The following is a 13025-nucleotide window of genomic DNA, read 5'->3' as shown; positions in this document are numbered from 1 at the left end:
GTCAGTCCTGCTCGGCGCGGGTGTCGGCCTCGACCTCGTCCAGGGAGGCCTGCAGCTCCTCCACCGGGGTGTCGAGCATGACCGCCGTACCGCCGGAGACGTCGACGACGCCGTCCTGCACGGCCTTGGTGTCCTGGTAGATCTCGACGAGCTCGCGGTACGTCGGGTCGTCGAGGTCGTCGGCGCGGACCGCGAAGATGTTGGCGTAGGGCAGCGCCTTCGGGTCGTTCGGGTCGTCCTGGGCGAGCGCGTCGTCGAAGTCGAGACCGGCGCGCTCGACGAAGTCGTTGTTGACGACCGCACCGGCGAGGTCGTCCAGGGAGGTCGCGGTCAGCGCGGCGTCGAGCGCCTTGACCTCCACGCGCGAGGCGTCCTCGTCCACGTCGGCGAGGTCGGAGAAGATCGTGCCGCCCGAGGTCAGCTCGATGAGCCCGGCCGACTGCAGCAGCACGAGCGCGCGGGCCTGGTTGCTCGCGTCGTTGGGGACCGCGACGGTGGCGCCGTCGGGGATCTCCTCGACGGAGTCGTACTGCTTGGAGTGCAGGCCCAGCGGGTAGATCGCGGTGGCGCCGATCGGCTGCAGGTCGTCGTCGGCGGCGACGTTGTAGTCGGCGAGGAAGACGATGTGCTGGAACTGGTTCATGTCCAGCTCGCCCTCGGAGACGGCCGGGTTGGGCTGGTTGTAGTCGGAGAAGTCGACGATCTCGACGTCGATGCCCTCGTCGGCTGCCGCGTCCTGGAAGTCGGCCCAGTAGGGGTCGCTCGCGCCGACGACGCCGAGGCGCACGCTGCGCTGCTCGGTGGCGGAGTCCTCGTCCCCGCCGGTGAGCGCGACGACGAGGCCGACGACGACGGCGATCGCGACGAGCGCGGCCAGCAGGAGGGGCCAGCGGGAGCGACGCGGCGCGTCGACGAGGGGGGTGGATCCGGGCGGGGGTGTGTTCGACACGTGCAGGTTCTTCCTCGACGAGGGGGACGCCGCCGGGTGGCGGCTCTCAGGGACGGACCGGTCGCCGACGTGGTCCGGGACCGGTCACCGGTTCAGGTCGTTTCCCGCCGTGAACATTCCGGCCCCGGCGCCCTCGAGCACGTCACTTGCGTCACACCCGCACCCGGTCCTGCTCCGCGAGCGGTCAGCGGCGCTCGTGCGCCCCCAGGTCGACCCGGCCGACGACCGGGCGACGCTTCCGGCCGGCGGGGTGGACGTACTGCCAGCGCGCGCGCCACGCCCGCGGCACCCGCACGCCGCGGTCCACGGCGGGCGAGGAGGCGCGCAGCCGGAAGTCGTCCTTCGCCGGGGCGACGAAGCCGCCGAGGCCGACCCGGCGGTTCGCGCGTGCCCGGGCCGGGGCGCCGCTGGTGAGGTCGCCGGGACCGACCATGAGGTTGTTGCGGAGGCGCGCCTCGCTGCCCGCGGCCAGGGCGACGAACGTGCCGGAGTCGCGGCGGTTGACGAAGGTGTTGTTGACGACCCACAGCTCGCGCGACCCGGTCAGCCCCTCCGCGCCGTACGACACCAGCGCGGGGTTCTCCGAGCGGGGACCCTGGACGACCACGTTGCCGGCGACCAGCGAGCGGCCGCCGTTGGGCAGGTCGATGGAGTAGCTCGCGGTGCCGTCCCGGTCGGAGATCCGGTTGCCGGTGATCGTGTTGCGCGCGGCTCGCGACTTCAGCTCGTGCCCCACGTCGGCGCCCCAGAGGTGGCTGCCGGTGACGGTGAGCGAGCGGACCGCCCCGACGTACAGGTTGTGGGTGTAGCCGTCGCCCTTCCCGTTGCGGAAGAAGCGCGAGCGCTCGATGAGGATGTCGCTGCCCGCGGCGGCACCGGTCAGGATGCCGTTCTCGTTGTGGTGGAACCAGCTGCGGGTCACCCGGAGGTCCTCGCCCTCCTGGCGGATGCCCGCGCCGTTCCCGTCGGGCACGGTGGCGCCGCTGAGCTCGATGCGGTCGATCGTCGTGCGGTCCCCCGCGACCACCCAGATGGCCTTGCCCTGGGCGTTGCGTCCGTCGGCGCGCAGGTGGGCGCGGCCACCGACGGCGCGCAGGACCAGGTCGTCCTGGGTCCAGACGGCCACGTCGCCGACGTACGTGCCGGCGTCGATCAGGACGGTGTCGCCGTCCCGGGCCACGGCCGCGGCGGCGCTGGGCGTCGCGAGCGCGCGGTCCGGGCCGACCCGCAGCGTGCGCGGTCCCTCGGCCGGGCGCTCGCGGGAGGCGGCCGGCGAGGCCGACGTGAGGGGCAGAGCCACCGCCAGGGCGACGGCTCCGGCGGCGAGTCGAGCAGGTCGGTGCACGGGTCCTCCTGGACGGGCGGGGACGGGCCGGGGTCCTGTACCCACGCCCGGAGCGCTCAGGTCTGCGACCGCCGGGCGCGGTCCTTGATCGCGGCGACGACCTCGGTCTTCGCGTCGGCGTAGGCGTTCATGTCCGGCCAGTCCCGAGCGACCAGGGCGCGCTTGGTGCGCTCGTAGAGCTCGCGGTCCGCCGGGTCCGTGCGCAGGCGGTCGCGGAGGAGCAGGTAGTCCTCGGCGGCCTCGCAGCCGACCTCCCACACGTGGACGTGGACGTCGCGGTCCGGGGTCCGGACCAGGCGGTGGCCCGGCTCGCGGACGCGGAGCACGTAGCCCGCGCCCAGGAGCTGGTCGAGGTAGTCCTCCTCGGCGGTGACGTCCTCGACGGTGACCAGGACGTCGATGATCGGCTTCGCGGCGAGCCCCGGCACCGCCGTCGAGCCGATGTGCTCGACCTGCACCGCGGCCGGACCGAGCGCCGCACGGATGCGTCGCTCGTGGTCGGCGTACGCCTCTCGCCACCGCGGGTCGTGGTCGACCAGCACGAGCGCGCGCTTCTCGACGCCGCCCACCAGCTCCACCGTCGTCACGTCGGGGCGTCGGGAGCCGCGCTGTCCAGTCACGGCGAGCACTGTCCCAGACGGGCGCGCGACGCGCGTCGCCGCAGCGGCGCTCAGGCGCGCCAGGAGCCGTCCGGGCGCGCGAGGGCCTCGACCACCGGCAGCGCGTCGGCGGTCAGCACGGCGTGGAGGAGCCGTACGTCGCCACGTGCCACGCCGCGCTCCATCACCTCCCGGACGTCGTCGAGTGCGGCCCGGCGGGAGAGCACCAGCAGCGCCGAGGTGTCGGGGACGAGCGCGTCGCGCACCTGGCGCAGGAACTGCTCGTCGACCCCGGTGGGCCCCAGGACCTGGGCCAGCGCGGCGGGGCCGTCCGCGTCGTCGGCCTGCGGGAAGAGCAGGCGCCCGAGCAGCACGCCGAGCGGCCGCCGGTCCAGGCCGGTGAGGCCGCCGAGCGGCCCGGCGTGCGGGAACCCGATGCGCGGGCGGTGGGCCCCGCCGACCCACGTCACGGTCACCGCGTCGACGACCGCGACCGCACCCCGCTGGCTGAGCCTGGTGAGCCGCGTCTGGCCGGCGGCCGCGCCCCTCGGCGAGTCGTAGACCCACACCGAGAGCGTCGGCCGGTCCTTCCAGGCAGTGTCCGAGATCATCCGAGTGCACCTCCGGCCCCACCTCGGGAGGTGGGACGGACCGGTACCCACGTCGGGGACGCGCCTACCCCCGCAGGACCTTGGCCATCGGGCGGCCCCTGGCCAGCTCGTCGACGAGCTTGTCCAGGTAGCGGATGCGCTGCATCAGCGGGTCGGGGACGTCCTCGACGCGCACCCCGCAGACCGTGCCCGTGATCGAGGAGGCCGCCGGGTGGAGCCGGGCCGCGGCGAAGAAGTCCTCGAACGTCGTCCCCTCGTCCAGGTGCGCCTGGAGCTCAGCGTCGTCGAAGCCGGTCAGCCACCGGACCACCTCGCGCAGCTCGGCCTCGCTGCGGCCCTTCCGCTCCACCTTCGCCACGTAGTGCGGGTACACGGAGGCGACACTCGTGGTGAAGATCCGGTGCATGCCCCGACGGTAGTCGCAGCCGGCGCCGGCGAGCCGGTGACGGCGCCGCTCAGGGCGCCGTCCACCGACTGGGTCAGGCGCAGTCCCGGCACTCGTCGGTGCCGGCGACCCGCATCGAGACGTGCTGGACGAGGAAGCAGCGCTGGCAGGTGAACTCGTTGTCCTGCTTGGGGGTGACCTCGATGCTCAGCTCCTCGTGCGAGAGGTCCGCGCCGGGAAGCTCGAAGGACTCGGCCGCCTCGGCCTCGTCCTCGTCGACCTTGCCGGAGCTGCCCTTCGCGTCGATCGCGGCGAGGCGTCGCGCCTCGAGGCTCTCCTCCTTCTGCTCCTCCTCGGTCTTGCGGGAAGCGTCGTAGTCGGTCGCCATGGGGTCCTTCCGGTAGGGGGCGCGGAATGGTAGCGGTCGATCAAGGTCAATGCCTACCGGGGCTCCGCACCAGGGTCGACCGGCCGAGTCCTAGGTCACGTCCGCTCATCGGCCGATCCGCCACGCCCGCCCCGGCGGACTGCTGCAATGGGAGCGCTCCCAGCATCCCCTCCCCCGTAGACAGTGACCTGCCATGCCCCGCTCCCACCGGCTGTTCTCCTTCGACGCCTCGGCCGACCACCTCGCCAGCGCGTCCCGGGCCAGGGCGATCGAGGAGTCCGGCCTGTCGGTCGCGCACGGCGACGCCCGCCTCGACCGGCTCACCCGCCTCGCCGTGCGGAGCACCAGCGCGCCGGCGGCCCTGGTGACGGTCGTCGAACCGACCAGGCAGGTCTTCGCCAGCGCGCACGGGCTCCCGGCCCGGCTCGCGGGGAGGACGGAGACGCCGCTGGCGCAGTCGTTCTGCCAGTACGTCGTCACCAACGAGGTCCCGCTGGTCGTGGACGACGCCCGGCAGCACCCGGTCCTGGCGACGCACCCGGCGGTCGTCGAGAACGGCGTGGTCGCGTACGCCGGGCACCCCGTCCGGCACCCGGACGGGACGGTCATCGGCACCCTGTGCCTGGCCGCCTCCGAGCCGCGGGAGTGGAGCGAGGCCGACGTCACGACCCTGGCCGACCTCGCCGGCATCCTGGAGACCGACGTGGCGCAGCGGGTCAAGCGGGCCGTGGCCGAGCGGCTGCAGCAGCGCCTGATGGGCGCGATGGACTCCGCCGCGAGCACGGCCATCATCCAGGCCGACGTCGACGGGGTCATCACCTTCGTGAGCCACGGCGCGGCCCGCCTGCTGGGGCTGGACCCCGAGCAGGTCATGGCCCTCGAGCACCTCGAGGACCTGACCCGCTCGTGGCACCCGGTCAGCGGCCGGGGCACCCCGGACGGCGCGGAGGACTGGCTGCTCACCGACGCCGCCGGCGAGCAGCGGGTGGTGACGGTGCGCCGCACGACGCTCCGCGACGAGAGCGGAGCGGCGTACGGCTCGACGTTGGTCTGCGACGACGTGAGCGCGCGGCACCGCGCCGAGAAGCTGCTGCTGGAGTCCGTGCGCAAGCAGGAGGCGGTCGTGGAGCAGATGAAGACCCTCGACCGCGCGCGCACCGAGTTCATCGCGACCGCCAGCCACGAGCTGCGGACGCCCGTGACCAGCATCCTGGGGTACGCCGAGATGCTCGCCGAGGGAGCCGCGGGCCCGCTCGACCCGCACCAGGCGCGGCTCCTCGAGCGGGTCACCCGGAACGGGGAGCGCCTGCTCCGGCTGATCGAGGACCTGCTGACCCTGTCCCAGGCCGAGGCCGACGAGCAGGCGCCCGTGTGGTCCACCGTCGACGTCGGCGAGGTGGCCCGCCAGGCGTGGGACACGATGGGTCCGCACTTCGTCGGCCGGACGCTGGACGTCCGGCTGGAGGTGCCGAGCACCCCGGCGCTGGTCCGCGGTGACTCCGTGGAGATCGGGCGCGTGGTCGTCAACCTGCTCACGAACGCCGTGAAGTACACCCCCGACGGCGGCTCGGTGACGCTGCTCGTCCGGCGTGCCGGCGAGGCGGTCGAGGTCGCCGTCGCCGACACCGGCATCGGGATCGACGGTGCCGACCAGGGGCGGGTCTTCGAGCCCTTCTTCCGTGCGCACGAGGTGCAGCAGCGGGCGATCCAGGGCTCGGGGCTCGGCCTCGCCCTCGTCCGCCAGCTGACCCGGGCGCACGGCGGCTCGGTCCGGCTGGACTCTGAGCCCGGCCGCGGCACCACGGTGACCGTCAGCCTCCCGGGGCGGTCCTGACCCGCGACGCCCCACGCGACGACCCGGCCCGTGGCTACCCCCGCTCGGCCGGCTCGCTGCCCCCGGTGACGCGGGAGGTGTCGGCCGCCTCCTCGGGCGCGTCCTTGAGGAAGAGGTACCAGTAGGAGGTCGACACGAAGACCACCGCGCCGACCAGGTTGCCGACGCCGGCCAGCACCCAGTTCAGCAGGACGTCGCCCCAGCCGAGGTCCGGGACCCCGGCGAACACCGCGGCGGGCAGGAAGAACATGTTGGCGACGACGTGGTCGAAGCCCATCGCGACGAACGCCATGATCGGGAAGAAGATCGCGAGGATCTTGCCCGAGATCGTGGTGGCGGCCAGCGACATCCACACCGCGAGGCAGACCAGCCAGTTGCACCCGACCGCCCGGAGGAAGGTCTCCCACGCCGTGTGGTCGGTGGCCTTGCCGTGCGCGATGTCCGCGAGGCGGTCGAAGGTCATCGCTGCCGCGCTCCCGGCCTCGGCCGACGAGCTGCCGATGACGCCGCTCTGCACGGCGAGGAAGAACGCCACGAACAGCGCACCGAGCAGGTTGCCGAGCAGCACCAGGGTGAGGTTGCGGGCCACGTCGCCGACGCCGAGCTTGCCGCGCAGGGCCCCGAGCGGGACCAGCATCATGTTGCCGGTCGCGAGGTCCGACCCGGCGATCACGACGAGGATCAGCCCGAGGGTGAACGCCGCACCGGTGAAGAGCGTGGGCAGCGTCCCCCAGGTGGCGGGGTCCAGGCCCGAGGACACCGCGATGGCGACCATGCCGCCGAAGGCGATGTAGGCGCCGGCGAGGAAGGAGCTCACGAGCACCCGGTCCCAGGACCGGCGCACCTTCTTCACGCCAGCGGCTGCGGCGACCGCCGCGGTCTCCTGCGGTTCGCGATCCGGCATGGGTGCACCTTCCGACGACGCTGGTCCGAGGGCGGGCCCCTCGCGGAGGCGGTACCCGTCGGCGCCGCCGGGATGCCCCGCCCGCGGCTCACCTGCGTGCGAGGACCACGAGCTCCTGGGTCGCGCGCGTCATCGCGACGTAGGTGTCGACGGCGCCGGTGACGCCCGCGCCGTACGACTCGGGCTCGAGGAGGACGACCAGGTCGAACTCCAGGCCCTTCGCCAGCTGCGGGGTCAGCCACCGGACGCGGTCCCGGTCGCGGCCCTCCCCCGCGGCCGAGACGACGCAGGCCGTGCCGGTGGTGTCCTCCGCCAGCCACGCGTCCAGCACGGCGTCGACGTCGTCCGGGGATCCGTGCCGCACCGGCCGGCCGGTGCTGCGCACCGAGGTCGGCACGTTGGCGTCCGGCAGGGCCGCTCGGATCACCGGCTCCGCCGCGGACATCACCTCCACCGGCGTCCGGTAGTTCGTGCCGAGGGACGCGACGCGCACGTGCTCGAGGCCGACCCCGGCCAGCCGCTCGGCCCAGGAGCCGGGGAACCCGTGCCTCGCCTGGGCCCGGTCCCCGACGACGGTCATGCTGCGGGACGGGCAGCGCCGCAGCAGCATGTGCCACTCCGCGTCGGTGAGCTCCTGGGCCTCGTCGACGACGACGTGCGCGAAGGGACCGGCGAGCCGCTCGGCGTCCGCGCGGCCCGGCTGCTCCGGAGCCAGCGAGGCCCGGAGGTCGTCCCCCCGGAGCATCGACATCACCGACATCTCGGAGTCGTCGACGGAGACCAGGTGGTCCACGACCTCGTCCATCCGCGCCCGCTCTGCTGCCGCCGCCGCGCCCGCCCGACGCCGTCGGCGGGACGCCTCGGGATCGCCGAGCCGGTGCCGGGCGGCGTCGATGAGCGGCAGGTCCGCGGCGGTCCAGGCCTGCGGGTCGTCGCGGCGGAGGGCGCGCACCTGCTCGGCGGTCAACCACGGTGCGCACCGGCGGAGGTAGGCCGGCACCGTCCACAGGTCGCCGACGAGGTCCTCGGCGTCGACCAGCGGCCAGGCCCGGTCGAAGGCCGTGCGCAGGTCCCGGTCGCGCTCGAGGGCGCGGCGCACGTCGTCGGGGTCCACCTCCGGGTCGTCCTCGTCGAGGCCGTGCCTCTCGACCAGCAGGTCGAGCAGCCCGTCCCACACCTGGTCGCGGGCCTCGTTGTGGGGTGTGCCCGGGTCGGGCGAGGCGAAGGCCTCCGCCCACTCCTCCGCGCTGAGCCAGAGGTCGGACCACGGCGTCGCGACCTCGAGGCCCTCGGTCGGCGGCTCCTCGTACAGCGCCACCGCAGGCTCGATCGCGTGCACCATCGCGGCGCACCCCTTGAGCCGTGCCACCTCCGGGTCGGGCTCCTCGGGAGCCGTCGCCGCCTCGGGGACGAGGTCGCGCAGCGTGCAGGTCAGCACGCCCTCCTCGCCGAGGCTCGGCAGCACGTCGGCGACGTAGGAGAGGTACGGCGCGTGCGGACCCACGAAGAGCACGCCGCCGCGCCGGTGCCCGAGCCGCGGGTCGGCGTGGAGCAGGTACGCCGTGCGGTGCAGCGCCACGACCGTCTTGCCGGTCCCGGGCCCGCCGTCCACGACCAGCACGCCGCGGGAGCCGGCTCGGACGATCGCGTCCTGGTCGGCCTGGATGGTGCTGAGCACGTCGCGCATCCGGCCGTCCCGGCTGCCGCCGAGGCTGGCGAGGAACGCCGACTGGTCGTCCAGCGCGGCGTGGCCCTCGAGCCCCTCGGGGGTGAACACCTCGTCCCAGTAGTCGGTGACCCGCCCCTGGCTCCAGCGGTAGCGCCGCCGGCTGACCAGCCCCATCGGATCGGCGTGGGTCGCGCCGAAGAACGGCTCCGCGGCCGGTGAGCGCCAGTCGACGAGCAGCCGCCGGCCCGTGCGGTCGGTCAGGCCCAGCCGGCCCACGTGGACCGGCTCCCCCACCGCGGGCACCATCCGCCCGAGGCACACGTCGAGGCCGAAGCGGCGCAGGGTCCTGGCCCGCGCGGCCAGCCGGTGCACCTCCTGGTCGCGGTCGAGCGCCGCCTGCCCGTGCCGGTCGGTCCCGCGGCGTGCCGCGTCGAGCCGGTCGGCGAGGTCGGCCAGCGTCTCCTCCAGCGTGCGCGCAATCGCGGCGAAGTGCGCCTCGTCGGCCGCGACGAGCCGCGGGTCGGCCTTCGCCGCGAGCCGCTCGTCGAGCGCGAAGACCGACCTCCCGCCGACCGGTCCCGTCGTCTGCTGAGCTGTCTCGTCCCTGGTCACGGCGGGCGATTCTGGGGCCGGTCGGGGGCCTTGCCGCAAGCCCCCTGCTGCGCTATACCTTGGACATGGCGAGGGGTTCCCCCTCGCCGTTCGTGCGTCCGGAGCCGCTGCGCAGGACCCGACCGGGCCCGGACCGGCCCGGACCAGGCCCGGATCAGTCGTCGGTGAGGTGCTTGACCACCCGGGCGGGGTTGCCGACCGCGACGACGTCCGCCGGCAGGTCCTTGGTGACGACCGACCCGGCACCGACCACGGTGTTCGCGCCGATCGTCACGCCCGGCAGCACGATCGCGCCGCCGCCGAGCCAGACGTTGTCGCCGATGGTGATCGGCTCGGCGGCCTCCCACTTGTCGCGGCGCGGCCCCGGCTCGACCGGATGGGTCGGGGTGAGCAGCTGGACGTTCGGGCCGATCTGCACGTCGTCGCCGATGGTGATCGGCGCGACGTCGAGCGCCACCAGGCCGAAGTTCGCGAAGCAGCGGGCGCCGATCGAGATGTTGGTGCCGAAGTCGACGTACACCGGCTGGCGCAGCTCGGTCCCCTCACCGACCGAGCCGAGCAGCTGCTCGAGGATGGCCCGGCGCAGCGGCTTCTGCCGCGCCGTCGTCGCGTTGTAGGCCGCCATCAGGTCCCGCGCGGCGGCGCTCTCCTCCTCGATGTCGGGGTCGTCGGCGATGTAGAGGTCGCCGGCGAGCATGCGCTCGCGCATCGTGCGGGTGTCGTCCGGGCGCTCGTCGCTCATGGCGGCGAGCGTACGCAGCACCGGCCCGGTGAGCCCTTCCCGCGGGCGGGACGCCGTGGGAAGGTCGGTCCCGTGTCCGCAAGCACCGGAGCCGACCAGACCGGGACCCCGTCGTTCGTCGACGCCGACCTCCGGGGCGCACGCTTCGTGCGCGCCGACCTCTCCGGTGCGGTCATGCGCTCGGTCGACCTCCAGGGTGCCGACCTGGACGCCCCCTGGCTCGCCGACGACGACGCCGTGCTGCTCGTCAACGGGGTCGACGTCGTCCCGCTGGTCGAGGCCGAGCTGGACCGCCGCTTCCCGGGCCGCGCCGACCGCCGGGCCGCCGACCCGGCCGGCCTGCGCGCCGCCTGGGCGGCGGTCGAGGCCGCGTGGGCGGTCGCGGTCGACCGGGCCGCCGCGATGCCTGCGGGGACCGTCGACGTCTCGGTCGACGGCGAGTGGTCCTTCTCCCAGACCCTGCGACACCTGGTGATGGCCACCGACACCTGGCTCGGCCGCGGCATCCGCGAGCTCGAGCAGCCCTACCACCCGCTGGGTCAGCCGCACGCGGAGTACGCCCTGGACGGCTACGACACGTCGGTCTTCGCCTCCGGCACGCCGACCTGGGAGGAGGTCCTGGCGGCGCGGGCCGGACGGGTGGCGATGGTCCGCGACTTCCTCGCCGCCGTCACCGAGCCGGAGCTCGAGGAGACCCACCCGAGCCCGTGGGACCCCGGCCGCCTGGCCACGACCCGCTCGTGCCTCCACGTCATCCTCGGCGAGGAGTGGTCGCACCTGCGGTTCGCCCTCCGCGACCTCGACGCCGTCGAGGCGGGCCGCTCAGCCCGCTGAGGGCCGGTGCGCCCGGGCGAGCAGCCGGCGGGCGCGGACGGCGACCGGGGTGTCGACCATCCGGCCGTCGAGCTGCGCCGCGGCGTGACCCTCCCGCTCGGCCTGCTCCATCGCGGCGACGACGGCCTCGGCGTGGGCGACCTCCTCGGCGGTGGGCCCGAACGCCTCGGCCAGCACCTCGACCTGCGCCGGGTGGATGCACAGCGCCCCGAGGTAGCCGAAGCCGCGGGAGCGCCGGGCGTCCTCGGCCAGGGCAGGCAGGTCCCGGAAGTTCGTGAGGCTGCCCAGCAGGCCGTACGGCGCCAGCCCGTGCGCCCGCGCGGCGCACAGGACCGTCGCATGGGCCCAGCGCAGGTCGGCGTACGGCGACGTGGGGTCGACGTCGAGCTCGGCGGCGAGGTCCTCGACGCCGAGGACCATCGCGACCGTCCGCGCGCCGGCCGCGGCGATGTCGGCGGCCGCGAGCAGCCCCCGCGGGGTCTCGACCAGCAGCTGCACCTCGAGCGACCCGGCCCGCAGCCCGTGCCGGCGCTCGGCGTCGTCGAGGAGGTCCTCGACCTCGTGGACGGTGGCGGCCGACTCGACCTTGGGGACCAGCACGCCGTCGGCGGCCGCCAGCACGGCGGCCTCCACGTCGACGGCGAGGTCGTCGGAGTTGACCCGGACCAGCACCGGCACCGGCCGGGCGGCCCGCACCGCGGCGACCAGCCCCGCGAGTCCCGCGCGGGCGGCCGGGCGGCCGTCGGGCGGCAGGCTGTCCTCGAGGTCCACCAGCACGGCGTCCGCGCCCGAGGTGGCGGCCTTCGCCGCCCGCGCCGGTCGGTCGGCCGGCAGGAACAGCTGCGTGCGCCGCGCGAAGGCCGCCTCGCGGCTCCGGGCGTTCCCGGCGCTCACGGGGCACCCGGCATGTCCGCCGCGGCACCGGCGGGTCCGTCGGTGACGCCCGCCTCGCGCAGCCGGGTCAGCTCCTCGCGGTCCAGCCCGAGGTCCTGGGCGAGCACCTCGTCGGTGTCCTGGCCGACCTCCGCGGGACCCGGGCGCCCGATCCGCGGCGCCGCCTCCTGGAAGCGGGGGTAGACCCCGGTCATCGCCAGCGGACCCAGGTCGGGGTCCTCGACGGTCGCGATCGAGGTCCGGTGCACGACCTGGGGGTTGTCCATCATCGTGGCGACCGACTCCAGCGGGCCGACCGCGCAGCCCCCGGCGGTGAGCTCGGCCAGCGCAGTGGGCCGGTCCCGCTCGCCGCACCAGGCCGAGATCAGCGCGTCGAGCGCCTCGACGTGCTCGCGGCGCTCGGCGTTCGTGGTGAACCGCGGGTCGGCGACCAGCTCCTCGCCGCCGATGGTGCGCAGCACGTTGACCGCCATCGCCTGGGTGCTTCCCGAGAGGGCCACCCACAGGCCGTCGCGGCACTGGTAGCTGCCGCGGGGCGCGGCCGGGCCGTAGCGGTTGCCGGTGCGGCCGTGCTCGCTGCCGAGCTGCTGGTACTCGAGGATGTTGATCTCGACCAGCTTCAGCGCCGCCTCGTAGATCGCGAGGTCGATGACGTCGCCGGTGCCGGTGGTGGCGCGCCGCTGCAGGGCGGCGAGCACCGAGGTGGCCCCGAGGTTGCCCGCCATGATGTCGGCGAGCGGGTAGGCCGGCAGCAGCGGCGGACGGTCCGGGAAGCCCGAGACCGAGGCCAGCCCCGCCAGCGCCTCGGCGAGCGTCCCGAAGCCGGGCTGGGTGGAGTACGGCCCGTCCTGCCCGTAGGCGGTGACCCGCAGGACGACGAGCCGGGGGTTGATCGCCCGCAGGTCGTCGGGCGCGAGGTCCCAGCGCTCGAGGGTGCCCGGGCGGAAGTTCTCGACCAGCACGTCGAACTGGCCGATCCAGCGCCGGAGCAGCTCCTTGCCCTCGGGCCGGCGCAGGTCGAGGGAGACGCTGCGCTTCCCCCGGCTCAGGGCCTTCCAGTACAGCCCCTGCCCGTCCTTCTGGGCGCCGAAGCGGCGGACGTGGTCGCCGGGACCGGGCATCTCGACCTTGACCACGTCCGCGCCGTAGTCGGCGAGCAGGGTGGCCGTCAGGGGGGCCGCGATCATCGTGGACAGGTCGAGGACCCGCAGCCCGTGCAGCGGGGCCTGGTCGGGCGTGGTCATGCAGCGTTCCTTTCG

The 13025-nt window shown here is 74.7% G+C and carries 13 protein-coding genes; 2 read left to right on the top strand and 11 right to left on the bottom strand.

What is annotated here, in order from left to right:
* Position 1 precedes the first annotated feature (1 nt).
* From OSR43_RS09315 to OSR43_RS09290, 6 genes are all read right to left on the bottom strand, one after another.
* On the bottom strand, positions 2 to 949 hold the full coding sequence (locus tag OSR43_RS09315) for a MetQ/NlpA family ABC transporter substrate-binding protein (protein WP_302271063.1): 948 nt from the start codon (positions 947 to 949) through the stop codon (positions 2 to 4).
* 184 nt (positions 950 to 1133) lie between these two features.
* Positions 1134 to 2249, bottom strand: coding sequence for a NosD domain-containing protein (locus tag OSR43_RS09310; protein ID WP_302271061.1), 1116 nt, complete (start codon positions 2247 to 2249; stop codon positions 1134 to 1136).
* 101 nt (positions 2250 to 2350) lie between these two features.
* Entirely contained in the window at positions 2351 to 2914 is a 564-nt protein-coding gene (locus OSR43_RS09305; protein ID WP_302271060.1) for a GrpB family protein, read from the bottom strand.
* A 50-nt stretch (positions 2915 to 2964) separates the two neighbouring features.
* Positions 2965 to 3504 (bottom strand): DUF1269 domain-containing protein, encoded by a 540-nt coding sequence (locus OSR43_RS09300; protein ID WP_302271058.1) that lies wholly within the window; start codon positions 3502 to 3504, stop codon positions 2965 to 2967.
* A 64-nt stretch (positions 3505 to 3568) separates the two neighbouring features.
* Entirely contained in the window at positions 3569 to 3910 is a 342-nt protein-coding gene (locus OSR43_RS09295) for a DUF2200 domain-containing protein (RefSeq protein WP_302271056.1), read from the bottom strand.
* 73 nt (positions 3911 to 3983) lie between these two features.
* Positions 3984 to 4277, bottom strand: coding sequence for a DUF4193 family protein (locus OSR43_RS09290; protein ID WP_302271055.1), 294 nt, complete (start codon positions 4275 to 4277; stop codon positions 3984 to 3986).
* A 193-nt stretch (positions 4278 to 4470) separates the two neighbouring features.
* Here OSR43_RS09290 and OSR43_RS09285 point away from each other — a divergent pair, with 193 nt between their 5' ends.
* Entirely contained in the window at positions 4471 to 6111 is a 1641-nt protein-coding gene (locus tag OSR43_RS09285) for an ATP-binding protein (RefSeq protein ID WP_302271054.1), read from the top strand.
* A gap of 34 nt (positions 6112 to 6145) precedes the next feature.
* Here OSR43_RS09285 and OSR43_RS09280 read toward each other — a convergent pair whose 3' ends face one another.
* From OSR43_RS09280 to OSR43_RS09270, 3 genes are all read right to left on the bottom strand, one after another.
* On the bottom strand, positions 6146 to 7015 hold the full coding sequence (locus OSR43_RS09280; RefSeq protein WP_302271053.1) for a formate/nitrite transporter family protein: 870 nt from the start codon (positions 7013 to 7015) through the stop codon (positions 6146 to 6148).
* Between the two features lie 88 nt (positions 7016 to 7103).
* Entirely contained in the window at positions 7104 to 9296 is a 2193-nt protein-coding gene (helR, locus tag OSR43_RS09275) for an RNA polymerase recycling motor ATPase HelR (RefSeq protein ID WP_302271051.1), read from the bottom strand.
* A gap of 154 nt (positions 9297 to 9450) precedes the next feature.
* Positions 9451 to 10038 (bottom strand): sugar O-acetyltransferase, encoded by a 588-nt coding sequence (locus OSR43_RS09270; RefSeq protein ID WP_302271050.1) that lies wholly within the window; start codon positions 10036 to 10038, stop codon positions 9451 to 9453.
* A gap of 72 nt (positions 10039 to 10110) precedes the next feature.
* Here OSR43_RS09270 and OSR43_RS09265 point away from each other — a divergent pair, with 72 nt between their 5' ends.
* Positions 10111 to 10872 carry a DinB family protein gene (locus OSR43_RS09265; RefSeq protein ID WP_302271048.1) on the top strand — a complete coding sequence of 254 codons (762 nt, stop codon included), beginning with the start codon at positions 10111 to 10113 and terminating at the stop codon, positions 10870 to 10872.
* On the opposite strand, the gene OSR43_RS09260 is transcribed toward OSR43_RS09265, so the two are convergent.
* Together OSR43_RS09260 and OSR43_RS09255 are read right to left on the bottom strand one after the other, a co-directional pair.
* On the bottom strand, positions 10861 to 11766 hold the full coding sequence (locus OSR43_RS09260) for a CoA ester lyase (RefSeq protein WP_302271046.1): 906 nt from the start codon (positions 11764 to 11766) through the stop codon (positions 10861 to 10863). The genes OSR43_RS09265 and OSR43_RS09260 overlap by 12 nt on opposite strands.
* A complete protein-coding gene (locus OSR43_RS09255) occupies positions 11763 to 13010 on the bottom strand; it encodes a CaiB/BaiF CoA-transferase family protein (protein ID WP_302271045.1) in 1248 nt (415 codons plus the stop codon). Before OSR43_RS09255 ends, OSR43_RS09260 begins: the two co-directional genes overlap by 4 nt.
* Positions 13011 to 13025 lie beyond the last annotated feature (15 nt).

Origin of the sequence: Nocardioides sp. Arc9.136, assembly GCF_030506255.1 — a bacterium.
Classification (GTDB): Bacteria; Actinomycetota; Actinomycetes; order Propionibacteriales; family Nocardioidaceae; genus Nocardioides.
This window is presented reverse-complemented; position numbering and strand designations above follow the sequence as displayed.

Excerpts from the sequence above, each read along its gene's own strand:
- OSR43_RS09290 (WP_302271055.1), bottom strand. The coding sequence starts at position 4,277 with ATGGCGACCGACTACGACGCTTCCCGCAAGACCGAGGAGGAGCAGAAG.
- OSR43_RS09295 (WP_302271056.1), bottom strand. The coding sequence starts at position 3,910 with ATGCACCGGATCTTCACCACGAGTGTCGCCTCCGTGTACCCGCACTAC.
- OSR43_RS09300 (WP_302271058.1), bottom strand. The coding sequence starts at position 3,504 with ATGATCTCGGACACTGCCTGGAAGGACCGGCCGACGCTCTCGGTGTGG.
- OSR43_RS09255 (WP_302271045.1), bottom strand. The coding sequence starts at position 13,010 with ATGACCACGCCCGACCAGGCCCCGCTGCACGGGCTGCGGGTCCTCGAC.
- OSR43_RS09285 (WP_302271054.1), top strand. The coding sequence starts at position 4,471 with ATGCCCCGCTCCCACCGGCTGTTCTCCTTCGACGCCTCGGCCGACCAC.
- OSR43_RS09270 (WP_302271050.1), bottom strand. The coding sequence starts at position 10,038 with ATGAGCGACGAGCGCCCGGACGACACCCGCACGATGCGCGAGCGCATG.
- OSR43_RS09280 (WP_302271053.1), bottom strand. The coding sequence starts at position 7,015 with ATGCCGGATCGCGAACCGCAGGAGACCGCGGCGGTCGCCGCAGCCGCT.